Source organism: Pseudomonas sp. MWU12-2029 (assembly GCF_023242425.1).
GTDB lineage: Bacteria > Pseudomonadota > Gammaproteobacteria > Pseudomonadales > Pseudomonadaceae > Aquipseudomonas > Aquipseudomonas kribbensis.
The window spans coordinates 45,486-66,625 of the sequence record NZ_JALJDY010000010.1; the positions used below are offsets into that span (position 1 = coordinate 45,486).

Sequence of the window (21,140 nt, forward strand, 5' to 3'; positions counted from 1 at the left end):
GTCACAGGCTCAACCGATAGAGGCCTTCTTGTACCTGCAATAGCAATTTCTGATTGCTGACGCGTAGCGGGCTCTAGTAAGCTCGGTGCATTCATCGGAGACAGACCATGTTCAACGCCATTGCACAGCTTCATGCCACCGGCGCCCAGCGCTCGGTTGCGGCTGCCTGCGTGAACAGCATCTGCGCTCCAGCCAGCTTTTATTTTGGGTATTGGTTTAGCCACTGGCGCGCCTGATACCCACACGGCGCCCATATAGACGGGTCGCCTACCAGAGAATTCTCACCCCCCGGTCGGCCTCCCGACCGGGGGTTTTGTTTTTTCAGGCCCTGAATTTTCAGCGACACACCAGACACTTGAGGAATAACGACATGAACTACGCCACTTATTACCGCTACGACAGCTTTACCGCCTGGCGATTTAGCAGCCTCCGCTCGGGACAGCCTGCCACCTCCGATCGGTCACCCACAGGTGGCAAGCCAACACACGTAGCCAATACGGCCAACTGTCGAACACCCCAATAGGGCCGAGTCGGCGGGAAAGACCCGCGACCAGCCCAGGAAGACCGAATATGAACTCGTCCGTTTCTGCTCTGCCACTGTCCACCCTGAACCCGGCCAACGAGGCATTGACCCTGCGTCTGCCCAGTTCGCTGCAACTCAAGCAGCAATTGCCCCTGAGCAATGCCTTGAACCAGCGGGTTGCCGATCACCGTCAGGGGATCCGCGCCATACTCAACGGCGAAGACCACCGTTTGCTGGTCGTCGTCGGCCCTTGCTCCATTCACGATCCCGAATCAGCGCTCGAATACGCCGAAAAACTTGCCCGACTGGCCAACGACGTCAGTCAGGAAATGCTGCTTGTGATGCGTGCCTACGTCGAAAAACCCCGCACCACTGTCGGCTGGAAGGGTCTAGCGTACGATCCCCATCTAGACGGCAGCGATGACATGGCCGCGGGCCTGACGTTGTCACGCGAACTGATGCTGGAAATGATCCGCCTCGGCCTGCCCGTTGCCACCGAACTTTTGCAACCCATGGCGGCCGGCTACTTCGACGATCTGCTCAGTTGGGTCGCCATCGGTGCGCGGACAACCGAATCACAGATTCATCGCGAGATGGCCAGCGGGCTGAGCATGCCGGTCGGCTTCAAGAACGGCACTGACGGGGGCGTGGCTATCGCCGTCGACGCAATGCGCTCGGCTGCTCATCCGCATCGCCATTTCGGCGTAGACAGCCAGGGCCATCCGGCAATCATTCCGACTTCGGGCAATCCGGATACACACCTGGTCCTGCGCGGTGGCCACCAAGGGCCGAACTACGATCGTGCCAGCGTGTCCCGAATCCATACCGAACTGAGCCGACTGAAGATCCCGAGCCGGATCATGGTCGATTGCAGCCATGCCAACAGCGGCAAGGACCCTCTTCGTCAGCCGGAGGTTTTCAACGATGTGCTGGAGCAGCGCCTGCAGGGAGACCGCTCACTGGTCGGCATGATGATCGAGTCGCATCTGTTCGAAGGGTGTCAGCCATTGAGCGAGTCGTTGCGCTACGGCGTCTCGGTAACGGATGGCTGCCTGGGTTTCACTGCGACGGAACATCTGCTGCTCAATGCTGCGGAGCGTCTTCGGAATCCGTCCCTGGCCTGAATATGAACCAGCCTTCCGGAGCATGCCTGCCCGGAAGGCCGCTCGATCAAGTCTGCACGTTCAGCAGTGCCACATCGGATACCTGACTGACATCATCCAGTCGCTCAACCGAGTAGGACACGCGAACAGCCGTACCGACATGCTCGCGCCAGAAGCGATAGGGAACGATAAACACCAAGGGCCCAATCTCCATTCCGCTGGTTATTTCCCGATCATCGCGATGAGAGTAGTGCTCGCCATCGCACTTGAGAAAAACCAGTTCACCGACCTCTACCTGCGCATTGCTGATCACTACGCTGACGCCATCAATGGTTTCGCTTACGTCCAGCCCCCCTTCCCGTGCTTCAAGCACTTGTGGTGCGGCCAGCCCGTCGCGTACCAACGGAGCAATGATGATGTTCCTGGAGCCCGACTCGCGCAGCGCTCCGTTTTTTTGTTCGATGACATATCGAACAAGCACTTCGCTGCCACGATGCGGGATGATGAATCGAGGATCGACACCGAACACCAGCGGCGTTCCGACAGCAAAGGATTCGACGATCAAGCTGTCCCGGAATGAGGCGTGCTCTGCAGCCCCCTGCCAGAACAAACCCACTCGATCACCCACCGACATCCCGGCATAAGGCTGGAGAGTGACAGTGGTGCCTTCGTTGACGCGCGCCGGATCAAGATGCCCGCCAACGGCATCGTCAACCGTGGGCGGCAACAGACTGTATAGAACATCCCCCACATTCAGCCGAGTCCTGACGGAGTTGACGGGCAACAACCATTTCATGCTGCTCAACGTCCAGAACACTTCCAGCGAACCGCCATCCAGCGCAGCGATATGAGGACTGCTGACGACAAAAACGATATCCCTCCCCAGCTGAGACTCGCTGATCGATCGCGCAAACTCCTGTCGATACGGCAAACCCTCGATATCGAGACCGTGCCAACTCAGTACCAGTCTGTCACCGCATGCCATATCGGGATATGGCGCGATGCGGATGACGACCCGGTTCAACGAGGGCTCAAGGACACCTCTTTCCACCGATTCGAGGGTAACCGCGGGCAATAAATCCGACGGTTCGCGCAGACATGCGTGCCCCGATGAGCCGATCGTCGTTACGGCTAAAACATTGCCCCGTATCTCTTCTTGCACGCTCTGCATATTCATTCGTAGCTCCACTCCATGGAAACGCCCTGCAGCTTGCTTGCTGCGTCGAAGAGCCCCTATTCAATCAGTCAGACAAGAAAAATGATGTCGTCCATCCACACCGCGTTCCGGTCGCAACCGCATCGCAGCAGGTAGGCAATGACGGAACAAATCCATTGGACGAGGCAAAAGATGTCCAGATATTCCGATCCGGATTTCAAACTTTGAGGATATTTCCTGCACACACCGACCCAGTTTCCGCTCCCCGAGAGAGACGCTTCATACATCGAGAGTTCCGAGACTGATTTAGAGTGGCACCCGGCAACTATCGATGAACTTCTGCGATCAAGGATGAAAAATGCAACAAGACACCACCACCCTTTACCCCATCCTCTTGGTGCACGGTTTGTTCGGATTCGAGCGTATCGGCCCATTTGAGCTGTTCCACGACGTCCGGCAGGCGTTGAAGGCCATTGGCGCGCAAGTTTTCGTACCTCACTTGTCAGCCATTCACGACAATGAAGTACGCGGCAGTCAGCTGCTTTGCCAGATCGACTCCGTGCTCAAGGGCACAGGTGCGGTCAAAGTCAACCTGATCGGCCATAGCCAGGGCGCACTGGCGGCTCGCTATGCAGCAGCGCTTGCCCCACACAAGGTTGCATCCGTGACATCGGTCAGCGGGCCGAATCACGGGTCGGAACTGGCGGACTTCCTGCGCAAGGCACTGATCCCCGGAAAGTTGCCGGAAATCGTGGCGCAGAACGTGGCCACACTGTTTTCCGACTTTCTGTGCCTGCTCAGCGGGACCACAGCGCTGCCGCAACATGCATTGGCCGCATTGAACGCCCTGACGACCGAAGGCGTCGGCGACTTCAATGACAAGTACCCGCAAGGCCTGCCCCAGAGCTGGGGCGGGCAAGGCGCCGACCAGGTCAATGATGTGCGCTACTACTCCTGGAGTGGTGTCGTGCCGTCAATGAACCTGCAACAACCCGACCCGGTGCAAGACCTCTGCCGGGCCCTGTCGCAATACTTCATGACCGAACCCTTGCAAAACGATGGTTTCGTCGGGCGCTACAGCTCTCATCTGGGCACCGTGATCCGTTCCGACTATCCAATTGATCATCTGCGCAGCCTCGGCCGAACCGCTGGCACGCACGCCGGAGCGGTCGATTCGACCCGGTTGTACGTCGAGCACGCCTTGCGCTTGCAGGCCGCCGACCTCTGAGTGCCTGCATCAGACAACCGAACGGAACTTTGCCGAGAAATCGGCCACTGAATCCGGTAGGCTCCACCCTTTACTGATTTGATTGGAGATTTTCCCCATGGCTAAAGCCACCGCCCGCCACATCCTGGTTTCCAGCGAAGACAAGTGCAACGAACTCAAGGCCCAGATCGAAGCCGGCGCCGATTTCGCTGAAGTCGCCAAAGCCAACTCCACCTGCCCGTCCAGCCGTCAGGGCGGCGACCTGGGCTCGTTCGGCCCGGGCCAGATGGTCAAGGAATTCGATACCGTGGTTTTCAGCGCACCGATCAACGTCGTACAAGGCCCGGTCAAGACTCAGTTCGGTTATCACCTGCTGGAAGTCACCAGCCGCCAGGACTGATCCTTCGTCCGATCCGCTGTGTAACGGCCCGCCAGATGGCGGGCCGTTGTGTTTTGGTTACACCACGCGGCTGGCGAACAGCGCCGGGGTCGCGTACAAATTGCGCTTATCGATCACCCGGCTTTAAGGCTGACAATGCGACTGGCTTTCTCCTCTTTGATGTTCACTGCCGTGGCTCTGTTGATGGGCGCCGCCGGTGTGAGCGCTGCACCGCAACATGCATTGACCGTTTACGGCGAACCAGCGAAGTACCCGGCCAGTTTCAGTCACTTCGACTACACCAATCCGCAAGCGCCCAAGGGCGGAACGATGCGTCGTTCGGCGATCGAGATCGGTCACTTCGACCATGTCCTGCCTTACATCGACAAGGGCATCGGCGTCACCCAGATCGACGGCCTGCTGTACTCCCCGCTGGCCCAGCGCTCGATGGACGAGCCTTACACCGTCTACGGGCTGGTGGCACAGAAGATGGAGCGCTCCGAGGATGGTCTGTCCCTGCGTTTCTTCATCAACCCCAAGGCTCGCTTCGCCGACGGCAAACCGATCACCGCCGAAGACGTGCGCTACACCTACGACCTGCTGATGACCCAGGGCAGCCTGCGCTATCGCACTCAGTTCGCCGACGTCAAAGGCGTTGAGGTGGAAGCGCCGCTGACCGTGCGCTTCGACTTCAAAAGTAATGAAAACCGCACCCTGCCACTGGACATCGCGACCCTGCCGGTGTTTCCCGAGCATTGGTGGAAGACCCGGGATTTCGCTGGCGGTGGCGGCTATGAACCTCCGCTGGGCAGCGGCCCGTACCGGGTCGGCAAGGTCGATTCCGGACGCAGTATCACCTTCGAGCGCAATCCCGACTGGTGGGGCAAGGACTTGCCCGTCAGCCGCGGGCTCTACAACTTCGACCACTTCAGCATCGAGTACTTCGGCGACACCGATGTCGCCCGTCAGGTATTGCGCGGCGGCGCCTATGACTACAACCGCGAATTTTCCGCTACCGGCTACTCGATCGGCTACGACAGCCCGGCCCTGAGCGACGGACGCCTGCAGAAGGCTCACCTGGCAACCGAGGCGCCGCAATCGGCGCAAGGCTTCGTGTTCAACCTGCAAAAACCGATGTTTCAGGACCGCCGCGTGCGCCAGGCCCTGGCCATGCTCTGGGATTTCGAATGGAGCAACCGGCAGATGATGCGCAACATGTACATCCGCCAGCAGAGTTACTTTTCCAACAGCGCCCTCGCCGCCCGGGAACTGCCGGACGCTGCCGAACTGAAGATCCTTGAACCGTTGCGCGGGCAGATTCCCGACGAGGTATTTACCCAGGTCTTCGAGGCGCCGAAAACCGATGGCAGCGGGCTGATCCGCGACAAGCAGCTTCAGGCGCTCGAACTGCTGGAACAGGCCGGCTGGAAACCCGACGGCGACCAACTGGTCAACGCACAGGGCGAAACGCTGAGCTTCACCTTCCTGGTCAGCCAGAACGGCATGGACCGTCTGCTGCTGCCCTATAAACGCACCTTGAAACAGATCGGCATCAACCTCGACATTCGTCGCATCGACTCTTCGCAATACGTCAACCGACTGATGAGCCGCGACTACGACATGATTGTCACGGGCTACCCGGTCACCACCTCGCCGGGTGGGGAACTGCTCAACTACTTCGGGTCCGCGTCGGCCAACGATCCGGGCGCCAACAACTATATGGTCCTGAAGAACCCGGCGGTCGACACCTTGATCAACGGCCTGATCCGCGCCTCGACCCAGGCCGACATGCTGCACTACGCCCACGCGCTGGACCGGGTGCTGCAATGGAACTACTACTGGATTCCCAACTATTACCCGCCGGGCACCTCGACCGTGTGGTGGAACCGCTTCGGCATTCCCACCGTGCAGGCGAGCAATGACGAAGCGATCGAAAGCTGGTGGGAAATCAGCAGCACACCGCTGACCAACCAGCAGATGACGGCCGAGAAAATCAGCCGTGGCAGACCCGGAGGGCCGCACTGATGTGGGCTTACATACTGCGGCGCCTGCTGCTGATCATCCCGACGCTGGTGATCATTCTGCTGGTCAACTTCGTGATCATCCAGGCCGCGCCGGGTGGTCCGGTGGAACAGGCCATCGCCCATCTGCAAGGGATTGGCGGCGCCAGTGTCGGTGGCGGCGCGAGCGAGACCATGAGCAGCACCTCCCGCGCCAGCCGAGGTCTCGACCCGCAACTGATCAAGGACATCGAAAAACAGTACGGTTTCGACAAACCGGCCCATGAACGCCTGTGGCTGATGCTCAAGAACTATGCGCAGCTGGATTTCGGCAAGAGCTTCTTCCGCGGCGCCACAGTCACCGACCTGATCCTGCAAAAGATGCCGGTGACCATTTCCCTCGGGCTCTGGGCCACGTTGATCACCTATCTGGTGTCGATCCCGCTGGGCATCCGCAAAGCCGTGCACCACGGCAGTCATTTCGATATCTGGAGCAGCACGGCGATCATCATCGGTTACGCGATGCCGGCGTTCCTGTTCGCGATGTTTCTGATCGTGGTGTTCGCCGGCGGCACGTCACTGAACTGGTTCCCGGTGCGCGGGCTGGTCTCGGACAACTTCGAATCCCTTTCGACACTGGGCAAGATTGCCGACTATTTCTGGCACCTTGTTCTGCCGGTCACTGCATTGGTGATCGGTGGCTTTGCGACCCTGACCATCCTCACCAAGAACTCGTTCCTCAATGAAATCACCCGTCAGTACGTGGTCACCGCTCGCGCCAAAGGCCTGAGCGAACGCCGGGTGCTGTATGGCCATGTGTTTCGCAACGCGATGTTGCTGGTGGTGTCGGGCATTCCCCAGGCTTTCATCAGCGTGTTCTTCGCCGGCTCGCTGCTGATCGAGGTGATCTTCTCCCTCGACGGTCTCGGGCGCATGAGCTACGAAGCGGCCGTCTCCCGGGACTACCCGGTGGTGTTCGGGTCGCTGTTCATCTTCACCCTGTTCGGCCTCCTGATAAAACTGATCGGCGACCTGTGCTACACGCTGGTCGATCCGCGCATCGACTTCGCCGCGAGGAACGCCTGATGTTCAAGCTCTCGCCTCTGGGCCGTCGCCGTTTCGAACGTTTCAAGAAAAACCGTCGGGGCTGGTGGTCGTTGTGGCTGTTCATCGGCCTGTTCGTGATCAGCCTCGGTGGCGAGCTGATCGCCAATGACAAACCGCTGGTCGTCAGTTATCAGGGCCAGTGGTACTTCCCGGTATTCAAGCGCCATACCGAACAGGAGTTTGGCGGTCAGTTGCCGTTCCAGGCCGATTACCGCAGCGACTATGTGCAGAAGCTGATCCGCAAGGACGGTGGCTGGCTGCTGTTTCCACCGATCCCGTTCAGTGACGACACACCGAATTACGACCTCAACAAACCGGCGCCAAGTCCACCGACTTCGGTCAACTGGCTGGGCACCGACGATCAGGCGCGGGACGTACTGGCCCGGGTGATCTTCGGTGCGCGGGTATCGATCCTGTTCGCCCTGATGCTGACCTTCGTCAGCGCCCTGATCGGCATCGCTGCCGGCGCCCTGCAAGGCTATTACGGTGGCTGGATCGACTTGATGGGTCAGCGTCTGCTGGAAGTCTGGTCGGGACTGCCGGTGCTGTACCTGCTGATCATTCTTTCGGGGTTTGTCGAGCCGAACTTCTGGTGGCTGCTGGGGATCATGGCGCTGTTTTCATGGCTGGCGCTGGTGGATGTGGTGCGGGCAGAGTTCCTGCGCGGGCGCAACCTCGAATACGTCAAGGCTGCGCGGGCGCTGGGCCTGACCGACCGCAAGGTGATCTTCCGGCACATCCTGCCCAATGCGATGAATGCCACGTTGAGCTACCTGCCGTTCATTCTGACCGGGGCGATTTCCACCCTGACCGCGCTGGACTTCCTGGGTTTCGGCATGCCTGCGGGCAGCGCTTCCCTGGGCGAGTTGATCGGCCAAGGCAAACAGAACCTGCAAGCACCGTGGCTGGGATTGACGGCGTTTTTCACCCTCGCGCTGATTCTGTCCCTGTTGGTATTCATCGGCGAAGCGTTGCGCGATGCCTTCGACCCGCGCTCATGAACGGATCCTTGAAATGACTGACAACCTGATCGAAATCCGTGACCTCAGCGTCGCCTTTCATGACCAGACCGTGGTGCGCAATCTGTGCCTGGACATCCGCCCTGGCGAGTGCCTGGCGCTGGTGGGCGAATCGGGCTCGGGCAAATCGGTGACGGCCCACTCGATCCTGCAACTGCTCCCGGACAGCGAAGCCCGGACCACCGGCAGCATTCGCTATCGCGGCCAGGAGCTGGTCGGTGCCGATCCCAAGACCTTGCGCGACCTGCGGGGCAACCGCATCGCCATGATCTTCCAGGAGCCGATGACCTCGCTCAATCCGCTGCACACCATTGAAAAGCAGATCGGCGAGACCCTGCTCCTGCATCGGGGCATGGGTGGTAAAGAAGCGCAGAAACGCATTCTCGAACTGCTTGAACTGGTGGGCATCCAGAAGCCGAAAGAACGGCTCAAGGCTTACCCTCACCAATTGTCCGGCGGCCAGCGGCAGCGGGTGATGATCGCCATGGCCCTGGCCTGCGAACCGGAACTGCTGATCGCCGACGAGCCGACCACGGCCCTCGACGTCACCGTGCAGCGCAAGATCCTGGTGCTGCTCAAATCCCTGCAACAACGCCTCGGCATGTCGCTGCTGCTGATCAGCCATGACCTGAATCTGGTGCGCAGCATCGCCCAACGGGTGTGCGTGATGAAAGCCGGGGAAATCGTCGAGCAGGCACCATGCGAGACCTTGTTCACCGAGCCGAAACACCCGTATAGCTGCGTGTTGCTTAATGCAGAGCCTGAGGGTGAAGCACTTCCCCGCGACGAGCGGGAGAACGTGCTGGAAGTCGAGGATTTGCGGGTCGATTTCGCAGTCGGTGGCGGGTTGTTCCAGCGCAAGCAATACCTGCGCGCCGTTGACGGCATCAGCCTGAACATCCAGCGCGGCAAGACCCTGGGTATCGTCGGCGAGTCCGGTTCGGGCAAGTCAACGCTGGGTCAGGCGATCCTGCGTCTGCTCGACTCCGAAGGAAGCATTCGCTTTCAGGGCGTGTCCCTCGACGGTCTCAACCAGAAACAGCTGCGACCGTGGCGCCGGCAGATGCAAGTGGTGTTTCAAGACCCATTTGGCAGCCTCAGCCCGCGCATGTCGGTGGCGCAAATCATCAGTGAAGGATTGGAGGTGCATTGCCAATCCACCGCCGACGAGTGCGACGACCAGGTGATCCGCGTGCTCAAGGAAGTCGGCCTCGACCCCGAAAGCCGTCATCGCTACCCCCACGAATTTTCCGGCGGCCAACGCCAACGCATCGCCATTGCCCGGGCGCTGGTGCTCAAACCGGCGCTGATCCTGCTCGACGAGCCGACGTCGGCACTGGATCGTACCGTGCAGAAACAGGTGGTCGCCCTGCTCCGCCAGCTTCAGGAAAAACACGGGCTGACGTATCTGTTCATCAGCCACGACCTGGCGGTGGTGCGGGCACTGGCCCACGACATGATCGTGATCAAGGACGGCAAAGTGGTCGAACGCGGCGCCAGTCACGACGTGTTCGACTCGCCGCAGCACCCCTATACCAAAGAGCTGTTGGCAGCGGCGCATCCGGGATAGGCATAATCGCGCCACCTGACTTCCGCCAATGGACGCCGCCATGAACACCACCGAAAGCCTCAAGGATTACCAACGGGTACGCACCCTTGCGATCCGTTCGTTGTTCGAGATCATCGAGCAATCCAGTGAAGGCACGGTGATTGTCGACCGCGATGCGAACATCGTCTGGATGAACGAGCGCTATGCACGGCGCTTCGGGCTCGACTCTGCGGCCGGGGCCATCGGCAAGCCCTGCGAAAGCGTGATTCCGGGCAGTCTGCTGCGTGAAGTGGTGCGCACCGGGCGACCGATTCTGCTAGACATGCAGGACACGCCGAAGGAACCGCTGGTAGTGATGCGCCTGCCGATCCATGACGATGCCGGATCGGTAATCGGCGCCATCGGCTTCGCCCTGTTCGACGAATTGCGCACGCTGTCGCCGATGCTCAAGCGCTACCTGAGCATGCAGGAAGAACTGGCCTCGACCCGTTCGCTGCTGCGCGCCCGGCAGACCAAATACAACTTTGCCCACTTCATCGGCACCAGCGCCGCCAGCCTGGAGGTCAAGCGCCGTGCCCGCCGGAGTGCCAGCGCCGAGTCGCCGGTTCTGCTGCTGGGCGAAACCGGCAGCGGCAAGGAGTTGCTGGCGCAAGCCATTCACGGTGCTTCGCCTCGGGCGCACAAGGCGTTTGTCAGCATCAACAGCGCGGCGATTCCCGAAGCGTTGCTCGAAGCCGAGTTTTTCGGCACCGCACCCGGCGCCTTTACCGGCGCTGATCGCAAGGGCCGTACCGGCAAGTTGCAGATCGCTCAGGGCGGGACACTGTTTCTCGATGAGATCGGCGACATGCCGTTGCCATTGCAAAGCAAATTGCTGCGGGTATTGCAGGAAAAGGAATTCGAACCTGTAGGCTCCAACGACGTGATCCAGAGTGATGTGCGTGTGATTGCCGCGACATCGACGGATCTGGAAGCAGCGATCAAGCGTGGTGAGTTCCGCGCGGATTTGTACTACCGCCTCAATGTGCTACCGATTCAGGTGCCGCCGCTACGGGAACGGCTGGACGACCTGCCGGCGCTCAGTGAAGCGATTCTTGAAGAGTTGCGCAGTCAGCATGAACTCAATCGCGAAGCACTGGATCTGCTGGGTCAGCATGCCTGGCCGGGGAACATCCGCGAGTTGCGCAACGTGCTGGAACGAGCGGCGCTGCTCAGTGATGACTTGATGCTGACGGCGAACGACATTCGTTCTGCAATCGGTACGTTTACACCGGTTGAGCGCGCACTGACGCCCCTGTCAGAGCCTGTAACCCACGAGACATTCAGTCAGGCGCGGGAGCGTTTTGACCGGCAGTTGATTGAATCGACCCTCGCGCAATGCGGGGGCAGAGTCATCGAAGCAGCTGAACGATTGGGACTTGGGCGTTCGACCTTGTACAAGAAGATGATTGCGCTGGGAATTGCAGAGTCTCAATAAAGAGACACGACTCTCTAGATCTGGACTACATCAAAAGCTTCGCGGGCAAGCCCGCTCCCACAGGGGAAAGCGTTCAACTGTGGGAGCGGACTTGCCCGCGAAGGCGCCCGTCCCACCACGCAAATTCTCCAAAACGAGACAAATTTCTTCCGCCCAGTCCTTAACTCAACATTATCTCCTTATATTTCAACAACATAACCAACTGGCACAGTTCTCGCTAAAGCCCTTCCTGCACCCGTTCCACCCACAAAAATAACAATCGAAGGAGCACACCATGAGTGTGATCATCGCCTTGGCAGCCCTCGCGCTGCTGATGCTCGCGGCCTACCGTGGCTACAGCGTTATCCTTTTTGCCCCGATCGCCGCCCTCGGCGCCGTCCTGCTCACCGATCCGTCCGCCGTCGCCCCTGCCTTCACCGGGGTGTTCATGGAGAAGATGGTCGGTTTCATCAAACTCTACTTTCCCGTGTTCCTGCTCGGCGCCGTGTTCGGCAAGCTGATCGAGCTGTCGGGTTTCTCGCGCTCGATTGTCGCGGCAGCGATTCGCTTGCTCGGCACCCGTCAGGCAATGCTGGTGATCGTGCTGGTCTGCGCCCTGCTGACCTACGGCGGTGTTTCACTGTTCGTGGTGGTGTTTGCGGTCTATCCGTTCGCAGCGGAAATGTTCCGCCAGAGCAACATCCCCAAGCGCCTGATCCCGGCGACCATTGCCCTCGGCGCGTTCTCGTTCACTATGGACGCCCTTCCCGGCACGCCACAGATCCAGAACATCATCCCCAGCACCTTCTTCAACACCACCGCGTGGGCAGCACCCTGGTTGGGCCTGATCGGCACGATTTTCGTGTTCTGCGCCGGCATGCTGTTCCTGCAGCGCCAGCGCAACAAGGCTCAACGCGCCGGTGAAGGCTACGGCACCGAACTGCGCAACGAACCGGAAACCGCCGAGGATCTGAAGCTGCCCAACCCATGGATTGCCCTGTCGCCGTTGCTGGCGGTGGGCATCATGAACCTGCTGTTCACCCAGTGGATTCCGCAGTGGTACGGTAAGACTCACAGCCTCGCGCTGCCGGGCATGGCCGCACCGGTTACCACTGAAATCGCCAAACTCACGGCAATCTGGGCGGTGCAAGCGGCTTTGCTGGTGGGCATCCTGATGGTGCTGGCATTCGGTTTTAAAGCGATCAAAAGCAAGCTCGCCGAGGGCAGCAAAAGCGCGGTCAGCGGCGCACTGCTGGCGGCGATGAACACCGCGTCGGAATACGGTTTCGGCGCGGTCATCGCCTCGTTGCCGGGCTTTCTGGTGCTGGCCGACTGGCTCAAGAGCATTCCCAATCCGCTGGTCAACGAAGCGATCACCGTGACCCTGCTGGCCGGTATCACCGGCTCCGCCTCAGGTGGTATGAGCATCGCGCTGGCGGCAATGTCCGAACAATTCATCAGCGCCGCCCACGCTGCCAACATTCCACTGGAAGTGCTGCACCGGGTGGCCGCGATGGCCAGCGGCGGCATGGACACCCTGCCGCATAACGGCGCAGTGATCACCTTGCTCGCCGTCACCGGCCTGACCCACCGTGAGGCCTACAAGGACATTTTCTGTATTACGCTGATCAAGACCCTGGCGGTTTTCGTGGTAATCGGCACTTTCTACGCCACTGGCATTGTGTGAGGTATTCATGACGACTCTTACTGGCAAGACCGCACTGGTCACCGGCTCCACCAGCGGCATCGGGCTGGGCATTGCGCTCACGCTGGCCAAGGCCGGCGCCAACCTGATCCTCAACGGTTTTGGCGATGCTTCGAAGGTGATCGCCGAAGTCGAGCAGTTCGGCGGCAAGGTCGGCCATCACCCGGCGGACGTCAGCAGCCCCGAGCAGATCGCCGACATGATCGCCTACGCCGAGCGCGAATTCGGCGGCGTGGACATTCTGATCAATAACGCCGGTATCCAGCATGTCGCGTCGGTTGAAGAGTTTCCGGTGGAGCGCTGGGATTCGATCATCGCCATCAACCTGTCGTCGGTGTTTCACAGCACTCGCCTGAGCCTGCCGGGTATGCGCGCCAAAGGCTGGGGCCGGATCGTCAACATCGCCTCGGTGCACGGCCTGGTCGGATCCACCGGCAAGGCCGCTTATGTCGCGGCCAAGCATGGCGTGATCGGCCTGACCAAAGTGGTCGGTCTGGAAACCGCCGCCAGCAACGTTACTTGCAACGCTATTTGCCCGGGCTGGGTGCTGACGCCGCTGGTGCAGAAGCAGATCGACGACCGCGCGGCCAAGGGTGTCGACCCGCAGCAGGCGCAGCACGATCTGCTGGCCGAGAAACAGCCGTCGCTGGAGTTCGTCACACCCGCACACCTCGGTGAACTGGTGTTGTTCCTGTGCGGCGAGGCCGGCAGCCAGGTGCGCGGTGCCGCGTGGAATATCGATGGCGGGTGGCTCGCGCAGTAAGCTAGCAACTGATCGCTCCCGCGCTGTCGTGGGAGCTTTCTGACAAACAATAAGAGGCAAACCATGTCCGACATCCTCTGGCAGCCCGATGCCAAACGCATTGCCCGGTCCCGCATGGACGGCTTTCGGCGCTTCATCATTCAGCGTCACCCTGTGCACCTCGATGACTACCCTGCCCTGCACCAATGGTCCATCGACCATCGTGAGGCCTTCTGGCAGGCGATCGTGGATTTCTTCGGTATCAGTTTTCACACCCAGCCCGACGCGGTTCTGCGCGAAGGCCTGAAGATGCCCGGTGCCGAATGGTTTCCCGGCGCTACGTTGAACTTCGCCGAACACCTGTTGAGTCGACGGGACGATGCCGTCGCTGTGATCGCTATCGCGGAAAACGGTCAGCGTGAATTGTTGACCTGGGCCGAACTGGCCCGGCAAGTCGCCGGATTCCAGGCCAGCCTTCAAGCGGCCGGCGTGGTGCTCGGCGACCGGGTGGCCGCGTGCATGCCCAACACCTGGCAAACCCTGGTGGCGATGCTGGCGACCACCAGCCTCGGAGCGATCTGGTCCTGTTCCTCGCCGGACTTCGGCACCCACGGCGTGATCGACCGTTTTGGCCAGATCGAACCCAAAGTGCTGATCACCTGCGCCGGTTACCGCTACGCCGGCAAAGAGATCGACCAGACCGTCAAGATCAACGAAATCCTCGAACAGCTGCCGACCTTGCAACAGCTGATCATCGTGCCGTACGCACGCCCTCACACCCATGCCACGGATTACCGGACACCCGCCAACGTCACGTTGTGGGACGACTTCTATGAGCCGGGCGATGAGCCGCAATTCGTCCCGGTGCCCTTCGATCATCCGCTGTACGTGCTGTATTCCAGCGGCACGACCGGCGTGCCGAAATGCATCGTTCACAGCACCGGTGGCGTGTTGCTGCAACACGTCAAGGAGCACGGCTTGCATGTCGATCTGGGCCCCGGCGACCGATTGTTTTACTACACCACCTGCGGATGGATGATGTGGAACTGGCTGGTGTCGGCGCTGGCGGTCGGCAGCGCAGTGGTGCTTTATGACGGCTCACCGTTTTATCCGGACAACCAGCGATTGCTGGAGCTGCTCGATGACGAGCAAGTCAGCGTGTTCGGCACCAGTCCGAAATTCCTCGCGACCCTGGAAAGCAGCGGCATCAAGCCCCGTGAAAGCCATGACTTGAGCCACCTGAAAACCCTGCTCTGCACCGGTTCTGCGCTATCGCCGCAGAGTTACGACTTCGTCTACCGTGATTTCAAACCAGACGTCTGCCTGTCCTCGATGTCCGGCGGCACCGACATCGTGTCCTGCTTCGTCAATGGCAACCCGATGTCGGCCGTACGCCGGGGCGAAATCATGGGCAAGAGCCTGGCCATGGCGGTCGAAGTGTGGAACGACGCCGGGCAACCGGTGATCGGCGAAAAAGGTGAATTGGTGTGTACCCGGCCGTTCCCCGCCATGCCCATCGGGCTCTGGAACGATCCCGATGGCGAGAAGTTGCGCAAATCCTATTTCAACCAGTTCCCCGGTGTCTGGGCCCAGGGTGACTATGCCGAACAGTTGCCTCATGGCGGGATGCTGATTCACGGGCGCTCCGACGCCGTGCTCAACCCCGGTGGCGTGCGTATCGGTACGGCGGAAATTTACCGTCAGGTGGAAAAAATCCCCGAGGTGCTGGACAGCGTCGCCATCGGCCAGCAATGGCAGGACGACGTGCGCGTGGTGCTGTTCGTGCGCCTCAAGGATGGCGTAACGCTGGATGACGCGCTGCAACAGCAGATCCGCCAAGTGATCCGCGCCAACACCACACCGCGCCATGTACCGGCGAAAATCGTCGCGGCCACAGACATTCCGCGCACCATCAGTGGCAAAGTGGTGGAGCTGGCCGTGCGCAATGTGGTGCATGGCGAGCCAGTCAAAAACACTGATGCATTGGCCAATCCTGAAGCGCTGAAGCAATTTCGGGATCGGCCGGAGCTGAATCACTGAGATCTGTTCCGCCCCAGAGGCAGATTACGCAGGTCGATTCAGGGTCAACAGTACCGGCTCGATGACCGCGCCGGTGCCAACACTCTTAAGGTATTGCTCAAGAATGTAGAGGTTGCGCTTATGTTCGGCGTTGTGGGTGTAGTACTGATCGAGCAAAGAAACCACCAGCGCCAGCGAATCGGCATTCTCAATGGCCTTGGCAGCCGGATGGTATTGCGTCTCGGAGTTACGCTCAGCCAACGGGTGTTTGCCGTTGGCCAGATTCAGCAGCGGTGTCACATTCAATACCTGGTTGCCTGACCCTGGTTGTGCCACGTCGCTGGCATAGCTGACATCCTCCGTCTGCGCCGCACCATGAAGCATTTCGTGAATCAGGTCATCCGCGACCACGTCATGATTGTAGTTGTGGCCAATGAAATGAGCATTCAGATTACGTGTGTGGATTTTCATGAACATCAACTTCGATCTCTCACTGGCGCTGGCCGCAACCCATTGCCGATAGAGTCCGGGATCGAAAGAAGCGATATTTCCGTTGTCCTTATGAGGGTCAAGGGCCATGTTGCTCAGGGAAAAGCCGTTGAAATCGGTACGGATCAACTTCAGGTACTTCAACACCCGGTCAGTGGCATCTGACCGGTTGCCACCCAGAAACGCTTTAAAGATAGACTCAAGTTCTTTGCTGAAGTCATGGTCGCTGAGCGCCTTGATCGCGTTCTCTATCTTGGCCTTGGCACGTGGCAAACTTTTCTGGATCACCGCACGGGTGTAACTGACCGGTAGTGTTTTATGGAAACGGTCTCCTCTGAAGGGCGCGACAAAGTTGAAATGATTCAACTTTGGCCCCCAGGGTTTACCGCTACGGCTAAGGGCATACCAGTAAAAGTCCTCACGCGCGGCCAGCACCGTCATCGTTTCTACGCTGGTTGCTTTTGGTCGCCAGATCCCCTTCCCGGCTAAAGCGCCTCGGCCTGCCGAGACTGCAGTTTTCCGGGCTCCTCCGATATGCCTCATCTGAGACTGGGCCAGCGCGATAATTTCGTGCGCCTGTTGACTCAAACGCATGCCCCCCTTGTAAACCAGCTTGCCACTACCGCGAAGGATGGAGGGCAGATCGTCCAGTGGATTGAAGATTGAAACCCCTGTGCCGATGATCAGCTTGGCGAGATATCCCAACTTGACGGACATGCTGGTAGCCTTCGCCGAAATCGATGCAGCCGAAAAAGCGAAACCGGCAACGGCCCCCACCAATGCGATGGCATCCATGGCACAACCATAGACTCCGTCCACCAGCCGATTGAACTCTCCGGAACTCAGGTCTTCCACGCACTTTTTGAATGGCACGGCGAGATCCACGATGTAGGTCGCGACGGCGTTACCTTGCGCTCGCTCCTTTTCAAGCGCCGTAGGCACGATTGCGGCTTCTTTCAACTGTTCGAATGTCATCAGGGGATGACGGGATACGATCATCGCCGAGATTTGCTCAATCCTGGGATCAGAGAAATTCTGGTATTCACTTTTTTTCGGGGTGGCAGGTGTGGCCGGCGCAGGCAATACAATCAACTTTTCAATGATCGCTTCGCTGCTGGTCACCCGAAAATCGTTCGCTACACCCTCGATGTAACACTTGCGGTTGATTGGCAGACGTTCCTTGGGAGTGGGTGATTCTTCAGCTTTCAAGTCCCCCCTGAAATCCACCCGTGCCGGCGCCTTGAGCTTCCCGCTTTGAACGATGAATTTGCCCAAATGATCATTGCGATGGATTTCGCCGCGCAAGGTGAACAGCTCATAGCAGTCGAGTTTGCCGCCATGAGAGGCACACATGACAATGCCGAAGCGCCCTGTGACCGCATCTTTATTCGCTTGACTCTCCCAGGTTGCCCTGTGGGCTTGCCCCTCTCCTAAAGGGATGGTTCGGGTCATTACCGCTGAATCACGCACGGTAAAAAACGTCAGCTCACCGCGCAGTACCTCTTGCAGATCGAAATAGGACAACCTCGACATCGCCAATTTGAGCGTGGTGGCCAGTGCTGCGTTCAACCCGCTCAAATAACCACGTAACTGTCGATGAAACTCGACATCGTTGTCTGTCATTCTCAGTAATCGCGGAAAGCGAAGGTAAAGACTTTCGACCTTTGGATCGTATAAGGCCGGCCACCCGCTTCCGGAGATCTGACCCAACAGATCAGGCTTCTTGCTATCGGGAAAAACGGCACGAAAATCCCATTCCTGTTTCTTCAGGTCGCCAGACACATGCAAATCGATCATGGACATTTTTGTGGGCGAAGAGTAAAGCCCCGGTCGCTGATCAAGCACTGGTTTGTGCAGAAAATCACAATCTGGCGCCGCTCTTTCCAGTGCTGCCTGGGCGATAGCTTTACGATCAGGCATTGGTGTGGAAAAGGCGACGCTGACCTGCGAGAAATTCGCCACATAACTTTGATAGGCAACAACTGCTCGTTGTGTGGTTGCGTTTTCGGATTGACGCAGTTCAACGTCGGTGATGACGCCATTGATCAGTGCCCAGTCAACGATCGGATCGATCAATGCCAGCGCGTGTACATCAGCCAGTGCCTTGCTGACGGGTTCCAGCTCTGCATAGGCCATGATCTGTTCGTAAGTCATCATCCGGGCCGCGCCCCGGGAGACCGCTTCGACCAAAGCCACGCCACGACAGTAGGTAACCCATTCAAGCGAACCTAACGTCAGGGAGGTGGGAACTTGTCTGACAATGAATTCAGGGGCGATCTGTGCCAGACACAAGTGGATGGCCAGCGGTGCCGCATCGTGACTGACCCATTTGTTTACGACCATATGATCGCGCAATCCTTCCAGAACAATTGCCAGAGGTCTGCCAAGGTAACTTGGCGAATACATCTCAAAGGATCCGACGGCCTTTCTATTTAACGCTTTACCGATGAAAGGGTTTATATCGAGCAACATGGCAGTCACCAATAGTTGCCCCGGCACTTCCTGCCCGGCAGGTTCACTGAACCAGTCAAGTTGCCGCAGACAATCTCGAGCCCATTCTTGAGAGTTCGTGTGTTCGATTACTTTTTTCAACAGCGTGGCGGCATTGTCGTGCAGGGCAATGCCGGATTTACTCTCGTGTAACAGATGATCCAGCAGCCTGGTGTTTTTTGGAAGTTTCCGGAGCATGAGCTGCCTGATAGCCGCGCATTGCTCACTGGACAATACAATCAATGCGTCATCGTCCGCTGCAAGCTGCGTCCAATAATTACCAAGCCCGTCGACTTCCGGAAATCGAAACTCGAAACAGCTTATTAGGTTTTTAAGCTCACCTATACTTTTCGGCACGTCGAAGCCATGAAATGTCAGCCATTGTTCAACGAGGATGACTCTGTCTTTCCAAATATACCCGCCTGCCTCTTTGGCGATCTCCACCAGGATCGCCAGTGTGTCCTGGCCAGACTGGAAATGATTGAAATAACCCAACTCGACAAAATCGATCCAGCCGATATCGCTCAATACTTCCAGCTTGCCGGATTCGTTAACACGAATTTGTGCATCGGGTTTAATAGCCTGCTGGCTCATGACACTTTGTAACGGGAGGCTTTCCACCAATTCCGTCAACAACGCACTACCTGGCGCGTAAATATCATCCAGTGAAGAATTCCTCTCCAGTTCTACCTCATAGCCCCAACCGAGTATCTGTTCGTTACCCCTGTGTTGCGTCACGCATTCCTTCAATTCGGAAATTACTTGCTCACGCTCCCTCGCATCTGCGGCACCACGCCGTTTCTCATCATTTTCCGGCACATACTTATCGGACTTTCGCACATCGAAACTCATGTTTTTTTCTCTCAATAGATATCAATGCCTGTTTGGCCGGAGCGATAGTACGTTCAACAAAGAAACTTTCCAGCCGATATCTATTAATCAACATTTCATGCTCAGATCATTACCACCAGAAAAAGCGCCAACACTAATCAACCAATCCCCACTCCCCTGTTGCAGCCCCTGTAGTGCCCTGCTGAAACTCTAGTTTAAATCGCAACTTCAAATTATTAATTGAATCCGCATGTTTAAGTGCTTCCTGCACACTGATAACGCCTTCTACAACCAACTTGTAAAGTCCATCATCGAACGTCTGCATACCCAGTTCGCCGGATTTTTCCATGATGTCTTTCAATGCGCCCAACTCGTTTCGCCGGATAAGGTCGCCGATGGTTGGCGTCCCTAGCATGACCTCAACGGCAGCTCGACGCTGTCCATCAATGGTGCGTACAAGACGTTGCGAGACAAAGGCTTTCAAATGGTTTCCCAGTGCATGCAACAGTTGCGGCCGGCGCTCTTCGGGAAAGAAATTGATGATCCGGTCCAACGCCTGATTGGCGTTGTTGGCGTGTAACGTCGACAGCACCAGATGCCCGGTTTCGGCAAATGACAACGCCTGCTCCATGGTCTCGCGATCACGGATCTCGCCAATCAGCACCACATCCGGCGCCTGACGCAAGGTGTTCTTCAGCGCTGCATGGAAACTGCGGGTGTCGACACCCACCTCACGCTGGTTGATGATCGAACGTTGATGTCGATGGATATACTCGATCGGGTCTTCGACCGTGACAATATGTCCGCTGCTGTGGCGATTGCGATGGTCGATCAGCGCTGCCAGTGAAGTGGATTTACCCGAGTCGGTGGCGCCGACGAACAGGATCAGCCCCTGTTTGAGCATGACCGTTTCCAGCAGCACGGGCGGTAACTTGAGGTCTTCGAAGCGCGGGATGTCGAGCTTGACGTTACGGATCACGATCGACACGTCATTGCGCTGCTTGAAGATGTTGACCCGAAATCGCCCGATGCCCGTGCGGGAGATTGCCAGGTTCATTTCCAGGTCCCGGTCGAACTCCCGGCGTTGTTCGGCGTCCATCAGGGACGCGGCGACAGTTGCCACCTCACCGGGCTTGAACGGTTGTTCGCCCAGAGGCGTCAGCACCCCGTCAAACCGCGCGCTCGGCGGTGCGCCCGTGGACAGGAACAGATCCGAGCCGTGACGGCTCGCCAGTTGTTTGAGCAGTGCGTCGATTTCCATGGCCAGTAACACCCGCGAAGCTTTCAATGAACACAAGACCGTGCGTCGTGACGCGACGGGCCTTACAGCGTCTACCGCACTAGGATAGTAGACGCCGCCTCACC

Annotated in this window: 15 protein-coding genes; 12 read left to right on the forward strand and 3 right to left on the reverse strand. The window is 58.5% G+C overall.

Annotated features, from left to right (window positions below):
- The first annotated feature begins 107 nt into the window (after positions 1-107).
- Both M5B44_RS28860 and M5B44_RS23075 read left to right on the forward strand, forming a co-directional pair.
- Positions 108-236 carry a hypothetical protein gene (locus tag M5B44_RS28860; RefSeq protein WP_263860270.1) on the forward strand — a complete coding sequence of 43 codons (129 nt, stop codon included), beginning with the start codon at positions 108-110 and terminating at the stop codon, positions 234-236.
- A 334-nt stretch (positions 237-570) separates the two neighbouring features.
- Positions 571-1,647 (forward strand): 3-deoxy-7-phosphoheptulonate synthase, encoded by a 1,077-nt coding sequence (locus tag M5B44_RS23075; protein ID WP_248740593.1) that lies wholly within the window; start codon positions 571-573, stop codon positions 1,645-1,647.
- A gap of 46 nt (positions 1,648-1,693) precedes the next feature.
- Here M5B44_RS23075 and M5B44_RS23080 read toward each other — a convergent pair whose 3' ends face one another.
- Complete coding sequence (locus M5B44_RS23080) at positions 1,694-2,803, reverse strand: hypothetical protein (protein WP_248740594.1); 1,110 nt, start codon at positions 2,801-2,803, stop codon at positions 1,694-1,696.
- Between the two features lie 337 nt (positions 2,804-3,140).
- Here M5B44_RS23080 and M5B44_RS23085 point away from each other — a divergent pair, with 337 nt between their 5' ends.
- From M5B44_RS23085 to M5B44_RS23130, 10 genes are all read left to right on the forward strand, one after another.
- On the forward strand, positions 3,141-4,010 hold the full coding sequence (locus tag M5B44_RS23085) for an esterase/lipase family protein (RefSeq protein WP_248740595.1): 870 nt from the start codon (positions 3,141-3,143) through the stop codon (positions 4,008-4,010).
- Positions 4,011-4,107: 97 nt separating this feature from the next.
- Complete coding sequence (locus M5B44_RS23090) at positions 4,108-4,389, forward strand: peptidylprolyl isomerase (protein ID WP_041478733.1); 282 nt, start codon at positions 4,108-4,110, stop codon at positions 4,387-4,389.
- 135 nt (positions 4,390-4,524) lie between these two features.
- Complete coding sequence (locus M5B44_RS23095) at positions 4,525-6,393, forward strand: extracellular solute-binding protein (RefSeq protein ID WP_248740596.1); 1,869 nt, start codon at positions 4,525-4,527, stop codon at positions 6,391-6,393.
- Positions 6,393-7,454 (forward strand): microcin C ABC transporter permease YejB, encoded by a 1,062-nt coding sequence (locus M5B44_RS23100; protein WP_085710058.1) that lies wholly within the window; start codon positions 6,393-6,395, stop codon positions 7,452-7,454. Before M5B44_RS23095 ends, M5B44_RS23100 begins: the two co-directional genes overlap by 1 nt.
- A complete protein-coding gene (locus M5B44_RS23105) occupies positions 7,454-8,476 on the forward strand; it encodes an ABC transporter permease (RefSeq protein WP_248740597.1) in 1,023 nt (340 codons plus the stop codon). Before M5B44_RS23100 ends, M5B44_RS23105 begins: the two co-directional genes overlap by 1 nt.
- A gap of 13 nt (positions 8,477-8,489) precedes the next feature.
- Positions 8,490-10,064 carry an ABC transporter ATP-binding protein gene (locus M5B44_RS23110; protein ID WP_248740598.1) on the forward strand — a complete coding sequence of 525 codons (1,575 nt, stop codon included), beginning with the start codon at positions 8,490-8,492 and terminating at the stop codon, positions 10,062-10,064.
- 40 nt (positions 10,065-10,104) lie between these two features.
- The gene (locus M5B44_RS23115) at positions 10,105-11,520 is read left to right on the forward strand and encodes a sigma-54 interaction domain-containing protein (protein WP_248740599.1); all 1,416 of its coding nucleotides are present in this window, start codon (positions 10,105-10,107) and stop codon (positions 11,518-11,520) included.
- Positions 11,521-11,794: 274 nt separating this feature from the next.
- On the forward strand, positions 11,795-13,186 hold the full coding sequence (locus M5B44_RS23120; RefSeq protein WP_248740600.1) for a GntP family permease: 1,392 nt from the start codon (positions 11,795-11,797) through the stop codon (positions 13,184-13,186).
- Positions 13,187-13,193: 7 nt separating this feature from the next.
- A complete protein-coding gene (gene hbdH / locus M5B44_RS23125) occupies positions 13,194-13,967 on the forward strand; it encodes a 3-hydroxybutyrate dehydrogenase (RefSeq protein ID WP_248740601.1) in 774 nt (257 codons plus the stop codon).
- Positions 13,968-14,030: 63 nt separating this feature from the next.
- Entirely contained in the window at positions 14,031-15,986 is a 1,956-nt protein-coding gene (locus tag M5B44_RS23130; RefSeq protein ID WP_248740602.1) for an acetoacetate--CoA ligase, read from the forward strand.
- 24 nt (positions 15,987-16,010) lie between these two features.
- On the opposite strand, the gene M5B44_RS23135 is transcribed toward M5B44_RS23130, so the two are convergent.
- Positions 16,011-19,796: a hypothetical protein gene (locus M5B44_RS23135; protein ID WP_248740603.1), complete on the reverse strand. Its 3,786-nt coding sequence runs from the start codon at positions 19,794-19,796 to the stop codon at positions 16,011-16,013.
- A gap of 133 nt (positions 19,797-19,929) precedes the next feature.
- Entirely contained in the window at positions 19,930-21,036 is a 1,107-nt protein-coding gene (locus tag M5B44_RS23140; protein WP_248740604.1) for a PilT/PilU family type 4a pilus ATPase, read from the reverse strand.
- Between the last annotated feature and the right edge of the window lie 104 nt (positions 21,037-21,140).